Here is a 20241-nt window from a genome sequence, read left to right as displayed (position 1 = left end):
GATTACCCCTCCGTCGTCATCACATGATTTCCCCAAAACAGTAGAAATACTAATAACCCAAAGAACAGCAAAAACAGAATATTGTAAAACCATTTTGTCAGCTTGCCATAATTAGAAGGGAACAAGGCTCTTCTCGGAGGTAATGTCCGATCCTCTTCCTCCTTGACTTGCTGTGGTTCAAGCTCAGAATTCATCGCATCAACATCTGCAGCCTCCTCTTGAGATCGCTGCGGTTGTTTCAATTGCTGCAGCGCTGCAAGTGCCGGGCTGTTACTGAATGTTTCATCTTTAGTTGAGTTGGGAGAAGCGTTAGACTGATAAACTTTCTCTTTCTCTTCCTGTTCCTTAAAGCGACGACTTGAATAATACGACTTGCTCATACTTCCCTCCGGTAACGCAATATTAAGCCCATAATAAAATCAATCAAGAAATGCGCGGCAATCGGAGCCCATAAGGAGCCGCTCCATTCGTATATATAGCCTAATCCATAGCTTATACTAAACACCATCAATGTAGGCAGCCAATGTCTTAAATAGCGCACATGAATCGCGGCAAATGCTACACTCGTCCAGTAGATGCCAAGTGTATGCTGCACAGCACCCCGAAACAACATCTCTTCACATATACTTACAACAAATGCTATCACAAATATATGCCAGAATGGCCGATTACGGAACAAGCGCTCATTAATGCCACCATCATCTGTCGCTTCTTCCGGCACAAACTTGGATATTAGAAGATCCAAAATGACGACGATTACCGAGAGTCCTGCCCCCAATAACCACGGCTTGTATCCCTCTGGAGGCTGAAGCAGCAACAGCGGGTTACGACCTGAAAAAAGAATCCAGACGGAGCCTATAATCAGTGTCAGAGCCTGCGTCAAATAAAGATTCAACAGCAATGTTTTATCATCTATTTGATCAATTTGAACTTGTTGTTGTTTGAACCTTTTCCACTTTTCTTTCATTTCATCACTACCTGTAAGTTATCGTCTAACTATTTTACAATAAAAAACTATACTAATATTCGAAATTAATAGACATATCATGCACATAAATGGTAACTAATAGTTAATTATCCATTACATGCTCCTCGCTTCACCCGCTTTCCCTTTCAACAGCACCTAAGGAGTGGTATCGTGGATCGCAGACCGAAGAACGTTTCAATAAGAAGCAAAAGCATCGATGCGCAGAGTTTACCAATGATAAATACGATAAACAAGTAATCGTCTTATCTAATCATACCGTATTGTTGCCATATCGTGAAACTGCTCTTCACGCTTAATATCAAACCGTATGTAGGACAAGTGATCATACCATCACAGTCGTTATTTGGTGAGCCAGGATCAGCCTGTTTTAGCATCATATCAGAAACAATGAACAGTATTCAACCACACCCTGTAACTTTTACTGTGCTGCAGCCAGCTAACAACTTAGAAGTACAACCTATTGACACTAGACATGAACCGTGTTAGATTTTAAATAATTTCATGATGATAAACACGGAGAAGGAAACGAACCATCTTATAAAGTCCCCAGAGAGCCGATGAATGGTGTGAATCGGCGGCGTTGAGATGGATTCCAGCAGTCCTGAGTTATTGTACTGAACGATGATTACTATTAGGTACAATCGGTTAGAACCCGTTAACGTTCTGCGTCTTTCATTAGACGTCAAGGCTGAATCGCGCGAGCGGTTAGCGAATTAGGGTGGTACCACGGTCAACTCTCGTCCCTTACTACGGCAGTAGTATGTGATGAGAGTTTTTTTGAAACGTGGATTTTTAATTATCTAAAGCATTAGCGCGTCGAAGCGGTGATAACAACTGCCTTTGCGGTTGACACTATATAGATGGATATGAGGGAGGAATACGTAATGTACAAAGTATTAGTTTCAGATCCGATCAGCGATTTTGGTATTCAGCAATTGGTAGATGCTGCAGATGTAATCGTGGACAAAAAGACAGGGCTTTCGGAAGATGAACTCATCTCCATTATTAGTGAGTACGATGCACTTCTCGTGCGTAGTCAGACGAAGGTTACCCCACGCATCATGGAAGCAGCCAAAAAGCTCAAAGTGATAGGACGCGCTGGGGTCGGCGTCGATAACATCAACCTAGAAGCAGCCACACAACGCGGAATTATCGTCATTAATGCACCTGACGGCAATACCATCACAACTTGTGAACATGCCTTTGCGATGATGATGGCACTTGCTCGACATATCCCGCAGGCGTATAACAAAACGATTCAAGGCATCTGGGACCGCAAATCGTTCCTCGGTGTAGAATTGCGCAACAAAACCCTTGGTGTAGTCGGCATGGGGAGAATCGGAAGCGAAGTAGCTAAACGCGCTAAAGCATTCGGCATGGAAGTCATTGGATATGACCCTTTCATGACAGAAGAGCGTGCAGAGAAGCTTGGCATCAAGCTTGGAAGTGTAGATGATATCATCCGTCAGGCTGACTTTATGACATTCCATACTCCGCTTACTGCTGAGACGAAGCATATGATTGCTCGTCCACAATTCGAGGTTATGAAACGCGGGATGCGCCTGATCAACTGCGCTCGCGGCGGTATCGTCGATGAATTGGCTTTAGTTGAAGCTATTAATGAAGGCATCGTCGCAGGTGCAGCATTTGACGTATTCGAGCAAGAGCCGCCAGCGGCAGATCATCCTTTCTTAAATAACCCTAACATCATCGTTACACCTCATCTTGGAGCATCAACGGTTGAGGCCCAAGAGAATGTCGCGATTGATGTTTCGGAGCAAGTGCTTCACATTCTGCGCGATCAACCGTTCAAGAATGCGGTTAATATGCCGCCAGTGCCAGCGAATGTATTGAATAAGATCCAGCCTTACTTCCAGCTGGGAGAGCGTCTTGGCCAGTTTACTGCACAGATGGCGAAAGGACCTTTGCTTGAGATCGTAATCAATTATTCCGGTGATCTTGCTGAAGTAGATACTGCCCAACTCACCCGCTACATCGTTAAAGGCGTGCTGCAGCAGCATCTTGGACCAGATGTCAATATTGTCAACTCAATGCATCTGGCAAAGGTAAGAGAGATATTGATAACAGTTCAGCAAACGCATGTCGCTAAGGGCTTCACGAATCTTGTCTCTGTCACTCTGCGTACGAAAGATGAAGAACGCATGGTAGCTGGCACATTATTGAACGGTTATGGCGCAAGAATCGTACAGATAGACAAATATCCGGTTGACGTCGCGCCAGAAGGTCACCTGCTGCTAGTCAAGCATAACGATAAGCCTGGTATGATTGGATATGTTGGAACGCTACTAGGAAACAATGACATCAACATTGCTACGATGCAGGTGGGACGCAAGATTGTCGGCGGCTCCGCTATTATGGTTCTAGCTGTTGATCGCGCCGTACCGAAAGAAGTCATTTCCGACCTGAAGAACATCTCGGGAATTAATAAGGCGAAGGAAATTGTATTTTAACATCTGATTGTTTCACGAACAACAAGATTAGTTTCTCTATTATGACGTCTGCCAACTGCAGACGTCATTTTTATGCCGCATACTTCGTTATTTGCTGTCGGAATGTCATGAACTCACACAAAAAGACCGACACAACCGTGTCGGCCATTAGGCTCGTCGTTCATATGGAAGTCCTATGGAGAATGTCGTTCCCATTCCTAACGCACTCTTCACTTCAATAATGCCATGATGAACGTCTATAATATTTTTAACAATGGCGAGCCCAAGACCAGTCCCTCCGCTCGTTCCTCTAGTTCGGGCTTTATCCGCCTTATAGAAACGTTCAAAGACATAGGGTATGTCTTCATGCGGAATCCCTTCTCCATGGTCTTCGACATGTATCCAGAGCCGTTCTACATGTCCACTAACCTTGCGTTCGGTACGGATCACGATCTCCTCTCCAGCTTGAGAGTGTCGAATCGCGTTATCAAGCAGATTCGTAAGCACCTGCTCCAACCGATCTTCATCCGCCTGACTGACAACCGGATGCGCTGCTAGAAATTCATAAATAATCGGTATCTCACGTTCTTTAGATAGAACAGAGTATTTACGAATAACACGAATAATCAGATCATTAAGATTAACCGGTCCCAATTGCATCTGAAGATGGCCGCCTTCCATTCGAGCCAGATCCAGTAGATCCTTTACAAGTCTGCCCATACGAAGCGATTCATCGTGTATCACCTGTGCCAGTTCCTTGCGCTCTTCAGGTGATGCCGCGATATCATCCAACAAAGCTTCGCTATAGCCTTGCAGCATCGACAGCGGCGTGCGTATCTCGTGCGATACATTGGCAACGAAGTCCTTGCGAAGCTTCTCCAGGCGGACCTCTTCCGTCACATCGCGCAGTACAGCTACAACGCCTCGAACCGTATTATCGTTATACAATGGTCCCATAACGACCGACCACACTTCTTGCTGGACATGAATTCGGCTGACAACTTCAACAGCCTCAGAACGGGCCTTATGATACAGCGGACGAAGCGGTTCAGGAACAGACGATAATTGAAACTCATCATCCGGATCATTCCATCCAATCTCGCTCCACTTCTGCAAATTGATTTCCCCTTGCGGGTTAGCCAGCAGCACATTTCCATTCGCATCAAATGTGATCACGGCATCCGTCATGCTTCGCAAGATGCTGAACAGCTGCTCCTTCTCCTGATGTAAATCACGTATGAGGAAATTCAGCTCTTCAGCCATGTGATTGAACGTGCTCGACAGCTCGCCAATTTCATCAGAAGATCGCAATTCCAGCCTAGTCGTATAATCGCCCTGCCTTATCGTTTCAGCCGCCTTCTTCAGCTGGCGCAAAGGCTGCGTAATCTTGGTGAATAGAAAGAAAGCAAAAAACGTCGTTAACGAAAAGCCGATAATTCCTGTATATATAAAGAGCAGCTTAATGTCATTCGGATGGGCGAAATTGCTGTCGATGTATTGAAGCAGGTAAGTTCCCAGTGTCAACAGCACTAACGCCACAAGTCCGATGATCGTCATCCACAATTTGCCGACTACACTCCGCCAGAATTTCACTTACTTCGGCACCTCTAATTTGTATCCGACGCCCCATACTGTAGTGATCATAGTTGCAGCCTCTGGCGATACTTTGTTCAGTTTCTCTCGCAGACGCTTCACATGAGTATCCACCGTGCGAAGATCTCCGAAAAATTCATAGTTCCATACATCCTTAAGCAGTTCTTCCCGACTGAACACTTTATCAGGAGATACAGCTAAATAATGAAGAAGCTCATACTCCTTCGGAGTCAAGCTGATCTCTTGTCCCCCCGCTGTTACGCGATGAGCATCATGTTCGATAATCAGGTGCGGAAATACGATGTTATTGCTCGTTTTCGGATCATTCGTCAGGAATGCAGTAGCCGAAGAACGACGCAGCACCGCCTTCACCCGGTAAATGACCTCTCTAGGGCTAAACGGCTTCACGACATAATCATCAGCACCAACCTCGAACCCTTGAACCCGGTTCATTTCCTCACCCTTGGCTGTCAGCATAATAATCGGAGTCGCTTTGACCTGACGCAAGCGAGTGCATACTTCGATACCGTCAATGCCAGGCAGCATCAGATCGAGCAGAATTAAATCATAATCCTCGACAACAGCTTTACGAAGTGCATCTTCGCCGTCTTCTGATTCAGTTATAATGAAGCCTTCCTTCTCTAGATACATCTTGAGCAAACGTCTAATCCGTTCTTCATCATCCACTATAAGGATACGATTCTCTTGTTCGGACATGTACGATTCCCCTTTCCTGATCGAAACGAGCTATATGTAAATAAGTGGTCATCTTGTACAGCGCATCCTTCAAGCATCCGCTAAACATCAGACGCCAGCATATGAATGCAGCCCTGAGATAATTAGGTTCACACCTAATAAAGTAAACATAATAATGATAAAGCCTATTACGGAAAACCATGAGGACTTGGAGCCTTGATATCCGCGTGACAATCGTAAATGTAGATATACACTGTAGAATAGCCATGTAATGAGAGCCCATACTTCCTTCGGATCCCATCCCCAGAATCGTCCCCAAGCAACCTGTGCCCATATCATCGCAAATATTAGCCCGCCAAGCGTAAAGATTGGAAATCCGATTGCATTAGCCCGATAGCTGATTTCATCTAAATCATCCGGGTCAATACCACGCAGCATCGGTTGAATCACGCGTGCAATAGGTTTACGGATAATGAGCTGAATTAGAGCATATATCACAAGACCTGCGATAACAGACCAGACAACAGTGTTCAGCTTACGTGCGGCATTCTTGCCTTCCATCCATTCAGGAGCTTCAAACAATGGAAGCGGTATGCCTGCGAGAGAAACTCCCTCTAATTTTACACTATTATATGGTGCTACCAAAGGCGGAATCGTATAGGTGACCGATTCTATTTTACTATTGATTTGACCCTTGTCAACAGTTTCAACAGTTTGCTGCACTTGCACTTCGTATGAAGCAGCGCGGAAGCCAAAGATAACGGCTATGAAACCAATGATAATGACAATGAGTACCATTGTACCTTCCAGAAACAACCGGGAGCGTTTAGCCGAAGGATCGTCCCATCGCACTGTTCTCAGCAGATACATTAAGCCTGCAATGAAGCCAATCCCGAAGAATGCGTAGGACACCGCAGCCAGTGTAACATGAATCTTCAGCCAGACTGAATCCAACTGAGGGATCAACGGCTGAATTTCACTTGGAAATACAGACGCATAAGCCATAATCAGAATCGCCAGCGGCAAAGCGAATACACCAAGAATTGATTTGCGGTAGATGATATATATAATAACATAAGCGCCAACTATCATAATAGCTAAGAACGACATGAACTCATACATGTTGCTTACTGGAATATGCCCTGCTGCCCATCTCGTAAAGAAATAGACGAGCTGTGCTGCAAAAGCAACTAGCGTTATAATGAAAGAAACGTTAATCCATCTCTGTTGGCGCTTCTCTGAATTCTTCATGGTGCGCGTTGCCATTGAGAATATGTGCACGATAAACGCGATACATAATAAGAAAAACGCGATTAAATAGGCATCCTGACTAATCTCTAACAAGCGATTCACGCTTTATTCCCCCCACGGTCTATGGCTTTGACATCTACTTGAATATCGCTGTCGGCTAGCGCTCGCGCAACCTCATGACGCATTCCGTACCAATTCTTATTGGTATGTGCGCCTAACAGCAAATTACTGCCATCAATCTTGAGCCAGATGCGTCTATGCTGCCAGTAGAACCCCATAACCAACCCTACCATGCTGATGAGCGCACCTACCCAGATAAACGGGAGGGCTGTATCTTTCCTAACGTTCAAGTAGCTGACGGATTGTGAAATATTCACATCTTTCATCGACTGAACTGTAATCCGAAGCTTGTCGTTAATCTCCGCGTTCACGACATCTTCCTGGAAAGCAGCCTTATCCTTCTGCAGTGGAAAATACATATAAGGCTCGCCAGTTTCCGCTAAGCCTGGTCCTTTGATCAAAAATACAAATACCGGGGCATTCGGATCTGGCGACTTCGTGTACGGCTTGCCATCAGCGCCGAAACCGAAGTCCATATATTTTTCTCTTAGCTCAAGTGTGTAAGGGCCTAGTTCATAAAGCGTTTGTGTATTGTTCATCTTTAAATCGAATGAACCATATACTTCGCCGGTTTCCGTGTTTTCTAATATCGGCTTGACCGATACTAGCTTGGGAGTTAGATCAAAGTCATATTGATAAATCATTAAACCATCATATTCTAATGGATCATTCACTCGGATATCGTGCTTATATACTTCCTCAAGCACAGGATCAAGTATCGGATCATCACAGTTCGCCGTACAACGATATAAGGTTGCTTTCGTCTCAAACAGCTTAGGGACTACTCGACCTTCCTTGACGAACTTCTCCGGCATCTCATCATCCGTGTAATACTCAACAGTAAATTGATCATTCTGCAAATAATAAGGCGTATTCGGGATTGGCGTTGGCTGACCTTGCGGGAAGCCAGAGTAGAACTCCATATGCCAGCCTGGGATGCTTCGAGCCAGCAGCGCCAGCAGGAAGATGATCAGTCCTATATGATTAATATAGGGACCCCAGCGGCTAAAGCGATTCTTCTCAGCCATTAATGCGCCTTCATTTTTATATATGCGATACCGTTTCTTACGAAGAGACTTCTCCATCGTGTTCAGCCATGCATTGGCTTCCGTCGGCAGTTCGGTCTCAACCACGATTCGCTGACGCCGCAAAAATAGATCATGCTTGCGTACATGCTGCTTATGCAGTGCACGATATAACGGCAGAACGCGATCCAGACTGCAGATCACGAGCGATGCGCCGATCATAACCAGCAGCGTTATAAACCACCAGGATCCATACGTATCTGATAAGCCTAATACGTAGTACCAATGTCCCAACGGTCCGTAGTTATCCAGATAATAGTTCTCTGGAACATCACCTATAAATTGACTCTCCTGTGGAAAGATCGTCCCAAGCGAAGCGCCAATCAAGGTAATGGCTATAATAATGACTGCAACCTTAACCGAGGAGAAGAAATTCCACACCATATCAATTACATTAGGATTTGCTTTTTGAGACTTGCGTGCAACTCCGTCGTATCTCATCTCTAATACGGATTGTTCTGTATCGTCATCATCCTGCGGCTTACCGCATGCTTCGCACAATACCGTACCGAGCGGGTTCTGATGACCGCATTCACATTTAGTATTCTGAAATGCCATTACAACTTCCCTCCCATGGCTACGAAGACTTCATGCTTATCATTTGCTTGATCAGAACGTCCAGTTCTTCGGACGTTACTTCACCAAGCTTAATATGATGCACTTTGCCTTCAGGATTGATGAAGAAAGTCGTTGGCAGCGGTCGAATGCCAAATTCTTTGGATGCGGTCTTCTTGCGATCCAACCAGATTGGAAAGGTCACATCCATTTGCTTTGCAAAATTACGAACTACAAGTTCGTCTTCCCCATAATTGATGCCGATAATTTCGACACCTTGATCTTTCCATTGCTCATAAGCCTTGGAGAGAGCCGGCATCTCACGTTTGCACGGCTCGCACCAAGAGCCCCAAAAGTTAAGTACTACCGCTTGACCCTTTAGGTCGTTCAAAGATCTGACGTCACCGTCCAACTGCTGCAGTTTAATGTTTGGAACGGAACTGCCTACTGTCGGAACAGCACTAGACTCGAACAGCGTTGGAAAAATTGCAATCCCACCCAGCAGTAAAGTAGCGGCCAATATGATGATCTGTACCGCTTTATTACGTTTGGCCATGCCACATTCGCCCTCTCTATGACAAATATCACAATTTACAGGAAAATACGCACAATTTGATCGAAGTGTCCATGTCCATTATAATCCAACACCAAGTGCCTATATCTTCCTTAATTATGAAATTTGTGTGTCATAGAGCGAGTTATATGCTATTCATGTCAGGAATTTTTCTTAACAGCCTGTTTAAGCTCATTCACTTCAGATTTCGTTAGTTGACGCATCGTCCCCCGCGCTATTCCTTGCAAGAAAATGTTGGCGAAGGATACCCGTTTCAAGCGAGTAACAGGATGACCGATTGCTTCAAACATGCGTCGAACCTGACGATTACGGCCTTCATAGATCGTAATACTGATCGTTGCCACCTTATTCTCCATATCGACATCCTGGTATTCCACCTCAGCTGGCTGTGTCATGCCGTCGTCCAGCATAATTCCTTGACTCAACTGCTCCAGCTTGTCTCCATGCGGAATTCCCTTAACTGTCGCCCAATACGTCTTAGCTACATGATGACGCGGATGCGTTAGCAAGTTAGCCAAATCCCCATCGTTCGTGAGAAGCAGGAGCCCTTCCGTGTCATAATCCAATCGACCGACTGGATAAACACGTTGTTTAACTCCCTTAATGAAATCCTTAATCGTCTTGCGGCCTTCGGGATCAGACATGCTCGTGATCACACCCTTAGGCTTATGAAAAGCAAGGACGATCTTATCGAGCTGCTTCGTAATAGTTCGGCCATTAACCGTTATCACATCAGTATCGGGATCTGCCTTCGCACCTAGTGTGTTCACTACTTCCCCGTTAACCTCAACTTTACCCTCTGTAATTAACTGTTCACATTTACGTCGGGATGCAACTCCTGCATTCGACATAATTTTCTGTAGACGTTCTTCCATTTGTAACATTCACCTCAACCTTATGATAGCAGTTTTGTGAACGAAACCACAAGCTAATCGTCCAAATACTTGCCTCTTGATACAAAAAAACCCGGATGTTGGAACACCGGGAATAATTTATGATTATGTAAATATCCATAAACAAATCAGGATAGCTGCTGCAAATCCGATCAGGTCGGAAAACAATCCTACTTTTAACGCATATCTTCCTTTAATAACACCCACAGCACCGAAGTATACGGTCAGCACATATAACGTTGTATCCGTGCTTCCTTGGATCGTTGAAGCGATTCGACCAATCATTGAATCTGGTCCATACGTTTTAATTAAGTCGGTTGTATACGCTAATGATCCCGCTCCCGTTATCGGTCGAAGAAACGCGAGCGGCATAACTTCACCTGGAATGCCCAGCCAATCCAACAGCGGCTGCATTAAGCCTACAATCCAATCCATCGCACCTGAAGCTCGGAAGACACTGATCGCGACCATCATGCCAACGAGTGTCGGGATAATGTTGATCGAGGTTTGAAACCCGTCCTTGGCTCCTTCTACAAACGATTCATACACAGGCACCCGCTTAAAGTATGCATACAGCGGAATCAATACGATAATGGCAGGAATCGCCCATGTTGATATCGCGGATACGAATGTGTACATAGATCCCCCCACCCTCTCCGTCAATCAATGCATTGTCTAGCCTGTATGAGGCAGCTGCGGTTTATCCAATGGCTGTTTCGGCAATGAAGGAGCTGCAGGCGGCGCATGTCGGCTTCGGAACCAGCGATCGGCCAATATCGCCGCCATCGTGGCTACAGCAGTCGCAAGCAGCGTGGTGCCGACGATCTCAGCCGGATTCGCAGAGCCGAAGTTCATGCGAATGGCGATTAGCGTCGTCGGAATGAGTGTTATACTCGACGTATTGATAGCTAAGAGGGTGCACATCGCAGGCGTTGCCGTTGCTTTATCAGGATTCAGCTTCTGCAGCTCCTGCATCGCGCGAATCCCCATCGGTGTCGCTGCGTTGCCAAGTCCTAATAGATTGGCACTCATATTCGACATAATGTATCCTAGAGCGGGATGATCCCGCGGTACGTCTGGAAATAAGAAACGAACGATTGGTCCGAGCAGCTTGGCCATTTTCGTCAGCACACCCGCATCCTCCGCAATTCGCATCATACCAAGCCAGAACACCATGACACTGATTAAACCAAGACTAACGCTGACACCCGTCTTCGCTCCATCGAATACCGCTTCCGTTACAACCTCTATTCTTCCTTGCGCGGCAGCTGCGATAAAACCAACCAACAACATGAACATCCAGATCAGGTTGATCAATATTCTCCCCCCCATACTGCACTTTCATAGCCCTCTTGCTGCTCAGTGTTCTCAGATGGTTCTTCCTTATCACGAACGTCATGCAGCTCCACATTACTGTTTAAAAGGAACTCTGACGATCTTCTTATCCTGCCAGTACACATCGATCATGCCTCTATGCCCTAACTTATAATCCAAGCTATGAGGGGAATGAATCTTTACTTTGTAGCTAATCTCCCCCTGCTCTTGGTCCGATAACGGGTATTTTACTTCTTGTGCAGCGAGAAACGGATACCCTTCGATCGTTTGATTCGGACTTACAATTGTTCGCAGTGGAAAGTTCTTAAAGCCATAGTTAAGCATCTCCTGGTGATCTGCCCAATCGCTGCCATCGTTAAGCGTAACCGCTGTTAATTGTTGCCCATTGCGCGTTGCTGAACTGACAAGGCAGCGAAGTGCTCCTGATGTATATCCAGTCTTGACACCGTCTGCCCCTTCATAGAAGCGCAGCATTTTGTTTTTATTCATCCATTTGTAATCCCACTTATCGATAGGATTCGGAGCGGTCCTCTGCTTCGTCTTTACAATCTCACGAAAGGTCGCATTATGCAGCGCATACGCACTTAGTTTAGCCAGGTCGATTGCACTCGTAACATGCCCTTTAGCATCTAGACCATGTGGATTGCGAAAATGTGTCTGATCCAAACCAAGAGCCTCTGCTTTACGGTTCATGAGGTACACGAAGCCTTCTTCTGAGCCTCCAATATGTTCAGCAATCGCAACCGCGGCGTCATTGCCGGAGCGAAGCATCAACCCATACAGCATATTCTCAAGCGTCATTTCTTCCCCTAGACGCAGATATATCGATGATCCCTCTTTACCAACTGCTTTTGCACTCGTTTTGACGACATCATGGAGATTTCCTAATTCGATTGCAACGATCGCTGTCATGATCTTCGTGGTGCTTGCCATTGGCATGGGTGCATTCCCATTCTCATGAAAGAGTACTCGTCCACTTGTAACATCAACTAAGGCGGCTCCTCTTGCGCGCGTGTTAGGAATGACTGCACGTTTGTGACTCGATTCCTTAGAGCCCTTCACATGATGTGCTCGCGGTTTAATATGCACCGATATAGCATGTACTTGTTGCGGCAGCACCGGCAGACCATTACAAATCAAGCAGACTACTACTAATATTGCGGTAATTCTTCGCTTCAAATGTGACACTTGGTCCTCCTTCAATCATATGGCGCCTACCCGCGATGTTATTTCATTTGTATGCAACATCGTACGGGGGTATGTCCAACAATTAGATTTAAAAAAAGCGTCAACCTTCGCACTACTTCCCCTGTAAATAAAATCTCGGAGGTCATGCACAGCATTGACGCTTCAATATGGATTACGATTCGGCATTCGGTTTATCGCTTGTCTTGCCTACTTTAGGTGTTTGTCTAAACATCGACTCGAATCGATCCATTACTTGTGGTGCGGAATCAATCAACTTCTCCAACAGATGAGTATTATTGTCTACCGACACAACCTGTACACCTTGTTTTCCAACGATAAGGAAAGCGATTGGAACTAAAAATACACCGCCGCCGGCGCCGCCGCCAAAAGGCTTATCTGACGGTTGATGCGCACGATCCCGATCTGCTTGCTGACGCCGTTCAAACACTTTAAATTCGCTACCGCCTGCAGCGAAACCGATCCCCACTCTGCTGATTGGAAGAATCACGCTGCCGTCCGGCGTTTGAACTGGGTCACCTACGATCGCGTTAACGTCAACCATCGCTTTAATATTTTCCAATGCTGCACGCATTAAGCCTTCGATTGGATGATCCGCCATGGATTAGATACTCCTTTCGCCCGCATTAGACGGGTAATCAACAAATAAGCTGCACCTATAGAATGCACTACCCTAATACGGGATATACACACAACTCGTGTAGAAAAAGCAAGCTCATTATATCTGGGGATCACATCCAGCGAGGGCATGACGGTAAACTTAAGAATATGTGTAAGTGTACCTGTCGCATATGACATAATGGACCAGATCACTCCTGATCCAATAGCCGTATGCGGTGCTTCTCCCAAGCCGAGTTCGGTATCCCATATAAAATGCTTTATTTCGGTTTTTTCCAACAATCCAGTTATCAGATTCAATATCATCCTCAACTGATGCCTATCCAATCCAAGTTTCCACTCTTGATCAAGTCCTTGAAAGTCAACCGTTCTGACCTCCTTGCGCCAATTAATGAGTCCGTGGCACATCCTAAAACCAACCCATATCCGTTCATAAGAGCCTGACTTTTGCAAAATAATCTTCAACTCTACAAAAGACATAAGTACAACAATAGCAGCAATAGCAATCCCAACAACTACTAAACCAATTACGCTGAGTATGATCAGCCACGTACTCATTTCACGCACCCGCCTATTTCCAATCTATCGCTATTATGACCTGCGGAACTGGAAGGCATGCAAAAAGTTACCTGCTGACACACAAAAAACCGACCCTATCCTGCTTCACTAAAACGTGAATAGAATAGAATCGGTTCTGTGACGTGAATTATTCTGTTTCCGGAACTCGTTGTTCAACCTGCCAACTTAGGGTGTCTAATACATCGCCAGGCTCCATCACATGCCCTTGAATGCCGAATGGTTTCAAGTCGTGTGCGAAAGCTTGGGCGTCCTGCTTGATTGGAGGAAATGTGTTGAAATGCACTGGAACTACATGCTTGGCTCTTACCCACTGAGCAGCTAGAAGCGCATCCTGCGGGTCCATCGTAAAGAAGCTGCCTATAGGAAGTATTGCTAGATCAGGTTGATAACGTTCTCCAACCAGCTTCATATCACTGAATAACGCCGTATCTCCTGCGTGATAGATCGTGATATCCTCAAGCTTCAGTACGATCCCAGCGGGATTGCCAAGGTAGACATTCCGCCCATCAACCTCGATAGAAGAGCTGTGAAGTGCCGGTACCCATTTTAATAAGCCAAATGGGAACTCTGCTCCTCCTCCCAGATTCATCCCAATCGTAGATGAAACACCTTGACCAGACATATAATCAGCAAGCTCAACAATCGAAATAACTGTTGCCCTGCATCGCTTCGCGATTGCTGCTGCGTCCTCAATGTGGTCCCCATGTCCGTGAGTCAGCAATATGTAGTCGGGATTCAACTCATCAGCTGAATAAACAGCCTTCGGGTTGCTCGTTAAAAACGGATCAATTAACAGCTTGTGCGTGCTCGTCTGAATCTCAACACAAGCATGTCCGTGAAAAGTAACCTTCACCATACAAAGCATCAGCCCCTATACCAGATATACATAAATTATATCAAGAAATGGTCTGATCATTCCAATGCCAAGTGTCGTATACACTATCCATTCTCACCATCTGCTTTACTTATCACTATTGACATCTTCAATGGTAAGCTGTCTGCCCTGCATCTTATCGAATAATAGCTGCGTTTCCTCTTCCAGTCCGTCGGTCTGCTCGAACAGCATCGCCTCTGGAAGCTCCTTCAAGCTCGCTAACCCGAAATAGTCTAGGAATGACTTCGTCGTGCCGTATAGAATCGGGCGTCCGATCGCTTCCGCGCGTCCCACTTCCTCGATAAGATCCTTGTGCACGAGCGTTTGGATCGCGCGATCCGACTTTACGCCCCGCACTTCTTCAATCTCCACTCTGGTGATCGGCTGACGATAAGCTACAATCGCAAGTGTTTCCAATGCCGCCTGGGACAAGGAGGAACGAGATGGCGAATAGGCCATCCGTTCAAAGTATACGGCGTGCTCCTTCAAGGTTGTCATATGAAACATACCCGCGATCTCCAAGAGCTGAATCCCGCGCATTCCGCGTTCAAGCTCACCCTTCAAGTCCTGCAGCGCTTCTCTTACAACCTCAGCACGCACCTCGGTTATTTCAGCCATCTGCTTCAGGCTTAATCCTTCATCCCCCGCCATAAACAGCAAGCCCTCAATAATCGACTTCAACGTCTGAAACTCCATCTTCATCCAACTCCCCATGCCATTGAATCACTATATCCTCAAACAACTTATCCTGATAACAACGTACCCGCTTCATCTTCATCAGCTCCAAGATCGCTAAGAAGGTGACGACGATCTCATGCCGTGACATCTCCTGATGCAATAGATTCGTGAACATCAGCTTCGTTCCTCTGCCTGAAGGTTTAAAGAGCGCAACAATATCGCGTATCCGATCCTTTACCGATATTTCATCCCTATGGATGGTCGCAACTTGAGTTCTCCTTGCAGCCTTCTTCAGCGCCTTCTGAAACGCCTTAATCAGATCATCTACGTGCAAGCCCTCAACGGGATTGGAAGGGACATCCGCAATGTAGGGAGCAAGATCCTCAGGTTCTTTCGAAAAGATCAAGCTGCGGTCCGTTTCCTTCTCGCGGAGATGCTCTGCAATTCCTTTGAACTTGCGGTATTCGATCAGCTTACGAATCAGATCCGCCCGAGGATCATATTCCTCTTCCTCGTATTCAGGGTATTCCTCCCATTCCATCACCGGTGGCTTCGGCAGCAGCTGATTCGACTTCATCGCAAGGAGTGTAGCGGCCATGACGAGAAACTCGCTCGTAATATCAAGCTCAAGCTCCTGCATATTCTCTAGATACTCCATATATTGATCGGTTATTTCATGGATCGAAATATCTTGGATATCAATTTCCGACTTATCAACCAGATGAAGCAGCAGATCGAGCGGACCTTCAAACGTTTCTAATTTATATGTAACCGACACCCGGCAACCTCCTGAAAAAAGCAAATGTAGCACCCTAAGAAGGGTACTACATTAAGATAAGCATTATTTGAACTGTTTCGTCAAGTTCGCCATTTCAATTGCAGTCGCTGCAGCTTCCCAACCTTTATTGCCAGCCTTCGTTCCAGCGCGTTCGATCGCTTGTTCAATTGTGTCTGTAGTCAGTACGCCGAAGATCGTTGGGACCCCTGTCTTCATGCCGACTTGAGCAACTCCCTTAGCCGCTTCGTTGCATACGAAGTCAAAGTGCGGAGTTGCGCCGCGAATGACTGCGCCAAGCGTGATAACCGCATCGTACTTACCGCTTTCAGCCATCTTCTGTGCGATGAGCGGAAGCTCGAAAGCACCTGGAACCCAAGCTACATCAACCTCGTCCTCTTGAACGCCGTGACGCTTAAGTGCGTCCAACGCACCCGAAACGAGCTTGGAGACGATGAATTCATTGAAACGACCTGCAACGATACCGTATTTTAATCCTTGGGAAATTAAGTTACCTTCATAAATAGTTGCCATAATAGCAGCTCCTCCTCAATATGTGTTCCTCATGATTTATAGTTAATATTACAATTACTCACTGACTCGTTCGCTTTGCTCCAGCTCGTCAAAGCGAAGCAAATGCCCCAGCTTCTCCTGCTTCGTATGCAAGTATTTCGTGTTGTCGACATTTTCTTGAATCTGAATTGGCACTCGCTCAACCACAGACAAGCCGTAGCCTTCAAGACCTTTGATCTTGCGCGGATTGTTCGTCATGAGACGAATCTTCCGCACACCGAGATCTTTCAGAATCTGAGCGCCAATACCATAGTCGCGTTGATCCGGCAGGAATCCAAGCTTCACGTTGGCTTCTACTGTATCGTAGCCCTGCTCTTGCAGCTTATAAGCCTTCAGCTTGTTGATCAAGCCAATGCCGCGGCCTTCTTGACGCATATAGAGAAGTACGCCTGTGCCTTCTTGCTCAATGAGTTTGAGCGCTGCCTCGAATTGAGGTCCGCAATCACAGCGGTGTGAATGGAATACATCGCCAGTCAAACACTCGGAATGCACGCGTACAAGCACTGGCTGAGAAGGATCGATATGTCCTTTTACGAGCGCGACATGCTCTTTATTATCCACTTGATTCGTGTAGGCTACGACACGGAATTGACCGAAGTCAGTCGGCATCTTCACTTCCACTTCGCGATGTACAAGGTTTTCCTTTTCATTGCGGTAATGAATCAAGTCTTTGATACAGATCAGCTTCAGGTCATGCTGCTTCTTGAACTCGATCAAGTCTGGCAATCTGGCCATGCTGCCATCTTCCTTAATGATCTCGCAGATAACGCCTGCAGGTGAAGCACCGCACATCTTCGCCAGATCTACTGCAGCTTCTGTATGGCCGGCGCGGCGAAGCACGCCGCCTTTCTTCGCGATCAACGGGAAGATGTGACCTGGACGGCGGAAGTCTGCCGCCTTCGAATTAGGGTTGATCAGCTGCTTTATTGTCAGCGACCGTTCATGAGCTGAGATACCTGTTGTCGTCTCCACATGGTCGATAGATACAGTGAACGCAGTACCATGATTGTCCGTGTTATGTGTAACCATCGGCGGTAGATCCAGCTCTTCTGCGCGCTCTGGTGTAATTGGCACGCATACAAGTCCTCGACCCTCCGTGATCATAAAGTTAATGACTTCAGGAGTTGCCTTGTCCGCTAAAGCGATGAAATCCCCTTCATTTTCCCGATCCTCGTCGTCAACTACGATGATTACCTTGCCTTGCATCAAGTCATAGATGGCTTCTTCTATGGGATCAAACTTAAATTGTTGTTCCATGATAGCTTCTCCCTTCGTTTCGAACATATATATCTACAAGCTTGCTTAACTCTTCAATCAGATAAAGCCGTTATCCGCCAAGAATGCCATACTCAAGCCAGAGGATCGAGTACTCTCCGCTGTTTCTTCCGGCTGTTTGCTTCCATATCGAAGCAGGTGTTCGACATATTTGCCTAATATATCGCATTCAATATTTACCGTGTCACCCGGCTGTTTATGCTGCAGCGCGGTTTGAGCCAGTGTATGCGGAATGATAGAAACTCCGAATACGCCATCCTCTGCCTTCGTTAAGGTTAAACTGATTCCATCTATCGTGATGGAGCCTTTCGGTATGAGATATTTGCCAAGGTCAGTGCGTTCCGCTTTAAATTCAAACACAACCGCATTCTGATCCGGCGTACGCCGTGTAATCTCAGCGATGCCATCCACATGTCCCTGTACGATATGCCCTCCAAATCTGCCGTTCGCCGCCATCGCGCGTTCTAGATTGACTGGCGAGCCCGGCGCTAGATCTTTCAGATTCGTATGCCTGAACGTTTGAGGCATCACATCAACCATAAATGAGCTTCGATCATAAGCGGTTGCCGTCAAGCAGACGCCGTTAACCGCTATGCTGTCGCCTAACGCGATGCCTTCCAGCACCTTCTTTGCTCGAATATGCAGCACCATCGCCTCGCCGCGTCTCGTTATACTCTGCATCGTTCCAATCTCTTCGATTAATCCGGTAAACAAGTCTCCCCCTCCTCTCTGTGTGTTCGGTTAACGGGATATCCAATTACCACGATATTGTCATCCAGCATCTCTACCTGGATACGTTCTAATTCAAGCGCTTCGCTCATGAGCTCCGGCCCTTCAAAGCTAAAGCTCCCAGGTGCTGATGGATGACCTACAATCTTCGGTGCCATCATCAGTACGACTTGGTCGATCAGCCCTGCTCTCAGCATAGAGCCATTCAGGCGGCCCCCGCCTTCCAGCAGGACGGAGCCAATCTCACGCTGTCCAAGCTCGACCATCGCCGCGGTCATGTCAACCTCTTCACCATCGTTGACAGCGATAACTGTAACTCCATGCTGTTGCAGAGCCTCTGCCTTGACCGCATCCGCGCTGTTCGTTGTCAGCACCCATGTTTCCGCGTGCTGATCTGCTACGACCTTGGAATCCAGCGGCAGGCGCAGCTTGGAATCGACGATGATGCGGACTGGATGCAGGGCAGGCACCGATAGGCGCGTCGTCAAGGAGGGGTTATCGGCTAATACGGTGCCGATTCCGACCATGATCGCCTGATGGCGATGCCGCATCGCATGAACATGTTCACGAGCCATGCCATTCGTGATCCATTGGCTGTGCCCGCGATGCGTAGCAATCCTGCCGTCGAGCGTCTGCGCCGTCTTCATCGTCACATATGGCATTCGCGTCGTAATATACTTCGCGAATATCGAGATCAGACGATGATAGGCCTCACTCTGCAATACGCCTACGGCGACTTCAATGCCGTTGTCCTGCAGCAGCTTGACGCCGCTGCCCGACACAACCGGATTCGGGTCCGTGCACGCGATAACTACGCGTGACACCCCCGCTTCAATCAGGCGCAAGCTGCATGGCGGCGTCTTGCCGTAATGGCTGCACGGCTCAAGCGTAACGTAGGCCGTTGCCCCCGCAGCATGCTCTTGCGCCATGCGAAGAGCATGCACTTCGGCATGGCCTTCTCCGCGCTTGAGATGTGCGCCGAAGCCGACTACTCGGCCTTCCTTCACGATCACGCAGCCTACCGCAGGATTAATACTTGTTTGGCCCAGTACGCGTTCCGCCATGTCGATCGCCAATCTCATATAGTATTCATCATTAATAACAGGCTGCAGCATGAAGGACGCCTCCTTTAATTCCCGATCGTCTGTACCTTTATGCTTCACCTTCGGGGTAATTCAATATGTACGGCATATCGAATCTATACAAATAGCCCTCCGGAACAGGTTCCGCAGGGCATGGTCGTCATCGATTCAGGATTGTACTCTTTTTCACGATGTATGCTGACTCTAAATAGAGATCTAGAATCGAGCATATTCAAATACATTGAGGTTCTCAGCAAAAATCGCCTAGATGCACCCAAAGCCATACACCAACCGGATCGCCGGATCGACATA

Annotated in this window: 21 protein-coding genes and 1 other annotated feature; of the genes, 1 reads left to right on the top strand and 20 read right to left on the bottom strand. The window is 46.8% G+C overall.

The genetic code is table 11. The features are described 5' to 3' along the window. Positions 1-2: 2 nt before the first annotated feature. On the bottom strand, positions 3-380 hold the full coding sequence (locus ACXX53_RS20295; protein ID WP_458570514.1) for a hypothetical protein: 378 nt from the start codon (positions 378-380) through the stop codon (positions 3-5). Then, positions 377-967 carry a CPBP family intramembrane glutamic endopeptidase gene (locus ACXX53_RS20290; protein WP_458570513.1) on the bottom strand — a complete coding sequence of 197 codons (591 nt, stop codon included), beginning with the start codon at positions 965-967 and terminating at the stop codon, positions 377-379. Before ACXX53_RS20290 ends, ACXX53_RS20295 begins: the two co-directional genes overlap by 4 nt. A gap of 528 nt (positions 968-1495) precedes the next feature. Continuing rightward, positions 1496-1736: a binding site (T-box leader), on the top strand. Positions 1737-1872: 136 nt separating this feature from the next. On the opposite strand from ACXX53_RS20290, the gene serA reads away from it, so the two are divergent. After that, the gene (gene serA / locus ACXX53_RS20285) at positions 1873-3459 is read left to right on the top strand and encodes a phosphoglycerate dehydrogenase (protein WP_458570512.1); all 1587 of its coding nucleotides are present in this window, start codon (positions 1873-1875) and stop codon (positions 3457-3459) included. Positions 3460-3606: 147 nt separating this feature from the next. Here serA and ACXX53_RS20280 read toward each other — a convergent pair whose 3' ends face one another. From ACXX53_RS20280 to ribD, 18 genes are all read right to left on the bottom strand, one after another. Beyond that, positions 3607-5031 (bottom strand): HAMP domain-containing sensor histidine kinase, encoded by a 1425-nt coding sequence (locus ACXX53_RS20280; protein WP_458570511.1) that lies wholly within the window; start codon positions 5029-5031, stop codon positions 3607-3609. Beyond that, on the bottom strand, positions 5032-5748 hold the full coding sequence (locus ACXX53_RS20275; RefSeq protein ID WP_458570510.1) for a response regulator transcription factor: 717 nt from the start codon (positions 5746-5748) through the stop codon (positions 5032-5034). A gap of 87 nt (positions 5749-5835) precedes the next feature. Next, complete coding sequence (ccsA, locus tag ACXX53_RS20270) at positions 5836-7080, bottom strand: cytochrome c biogenesis protein CcsA (RefSeq protein ID WP_458570509.1); 1245 nt, start codon at positions 7078-7080, stop codon at positions 5836-5838. Beyond that, the gene (resB, locus tag ACXX53_RS20265; protein WP_458570508.1) at positions 7077-8741 is read right to left on the bottom strand and encodes a cytochrome c biogenesis protein ResB; all 1665 of its coding nucleotides are present in this window, start codon (positions 8739-8741) and stop codon (positions 7077-7079) included. Before resB ends, ccsA begins: the two co-directional genes overlap by 4 nt. Positions 8742-8760: 19 nt before the next feature. Next, the gene (gene resA / locus ACXX53_RS20260) at positions 8761-9294 is read right to left on the bottom strand and encodes a thiol-disulfide oxidoreductase ResA (protein WP_458570507.1); all 534 of its coding nucleotides are present in this window, start codon (positions 9292-9294) and stop codon (positions 8761-8763) included. Between the two features lie 158 nt (positions 9295-9452). Beyond that, positions 9453-10187 carry a pseudouridine synthase gene (locus ACXX53_RS20255; protein ID WP_458570506.1) on the bottom strand — a complete coding sequence of 245 codons (735 nt, stop codon included), beginning with the start codon at positions 10185-10187 and terminating at the stop codon, positions 9453-9455. Positions 10188-10310: 123 nt separating this feature from the next. After that, the gene (locus tag ACXX53_RS20250; protein ID WP_458570505.1) at positions 10311-10844 is read right to left on the bottom strand and encodes a spore maturation protein; all 534 of its coding nucleotides are present in this window, start codon (positions 10842-10844) and stop codon (positions 10311-10313) included. A gap of 36 nt (positions 10845-10880) precedes the next feature. Continuing rightward, complete coding sequence (locus ACXX53_RS20245) at positions 10881-11522, bottom strand: nucleoside recognition domain-containing protein (RefSeq protein ID WP_458570504.1); 642 nt, start codon at positions 11520-11522, stop codon at positions 10881-10883. Positions 11523-11615: 93 nt separating this feature from the next. Next, the gene (locus ACXX53_RS20240) at positions 11616-12728 is read right to left on the bottom strand and encodes a D-alanyl-D-alanine carboxypeptidase family protein (protein ID WP_458570503.1); all 1113 of its coding nucleotides are present in this window, start codon (positions 12726-12728) and stop codon (positions 11616-11618) included. A 172-nt stretch (positions 12729-12900) separates the two neighbouring features. Then, on the bottom strand, positions 12901-13347 hold the full coding sequence (ytfJ, locus tag ACXX53_RS20235; protein ID WP_458570502.1) for a GerW family sporulation protein: 447 nt from the start codon (positions 13345-13347) through the stop codon (positions 12901-12903). Further along, on the bottom strand, positions 13320-13922 hold the full coding sequence (locus tag ACXX53_RS20230; RefSeq protein WP_458570501.1) for a DUF2953 domain-containing protein: 603 nt from the start codon (positions 13920-13922) through the stop codon (positions 13320-13322). Before ACXX53_RS20230 ends, ytfJ begins: the two co-directional genes overlap by 28 nt. Before the next feature lie 148 nt (positions 13923-14070). Continuing rightward, on the bottom strand, positions 14071-14796 hold the full coding sequence (locus tag ACXX53_RS20225; RefSeq protein WP_458570554.1) for a metal-dependent hydrolase: 726 nt from the start codon (positions 14794-14796) through the stop codon (positions 14071-14073). Between the two features lie 108 nt (positions 14797-14904). Continuing rightward, complete coding sequence (gene scpB, locus ACXX53_RS20220; RefSeq protein ID WP_458570500.1) at positions 14905-15513, bottom strand: SMC-Scp complex subunit ScpB; 609 nt, start codon at positions 15511-15513, stop codon at positions 14905-14907. Beyond that, complete coding sequence (locus ACXX53_RS20215) at positions 15482-16273, bottom strand: segregation and condensation protein A (protein WP_458570499.1); 792 nt, start codon at positions 16271-16273, stop codon at positions 15482-15484. Before ACXX53_RS20215 ends, scpB begins: the two co-directional genes overlap by 32 nt. 63 nt (positions 16274-16336) lie before the next feature. After that, a complete protein-coding gene (gene ribH / locus ACXX53_RS20210; protein ID WP_458570498.1) occupies positions 16337-16804 on the bottom strand; it encodes a 6,7-dimethyl-8-ribityllumazine synthase in 468 nt (155 codons plus the stop codon). A 54-nt stretch (positions 16805-16858) separates the two neighbouring features. Beyond that, entirely contained in the window at positions 16859-18100 is a 1242-nt protein-coding gene (locus ACXX53_RS20205) for a bifunctional 3,4-dihydroxy-2-butanone-4-phosphate synthase/GTP cyclohydrolase II (protein WP_458570497.1), read from the bottom strand. A 57-nt stretch (positions 18101-18157) separates the two neighbouring features. Then, a complete protein-coding gene (gene ribE, locus ACXX53_RS20200) occupies positions 18158-18832 on the bottom strand; it encodes a riboflavin synthase (protein WP_458570496.1) in 675 nt (224 codons plus the stop codon). Continuing rightward, positions 18817-19962, bottom strand: coding sequence for a bifunctional diaminohydroxyphosphoribosylaminopyrimidine deaminase/5-amino-6-(5-phosphoribosylamino)uracil reductase RibD (ribD, locus tag ACXX53_RS20195; protein WP_458570495.1), 1146 nt, complete (start codon positions 19960-19962; stop codon positions 18817-18819). The genes ribE and ribD overlap by 16 nt, the downstream gene beginning before the upstream one ends. Positions 19963-20241 lie beyond the last annotated feature (279 nt).

It is taken from the genome of Paenibacillus marinisediminis, from assembly GCF_054343325.1.
Note: the sequence above shows the minus strand (reverse complement) of the source record. Positions and strands in the feature narration are given on the sequence as shown.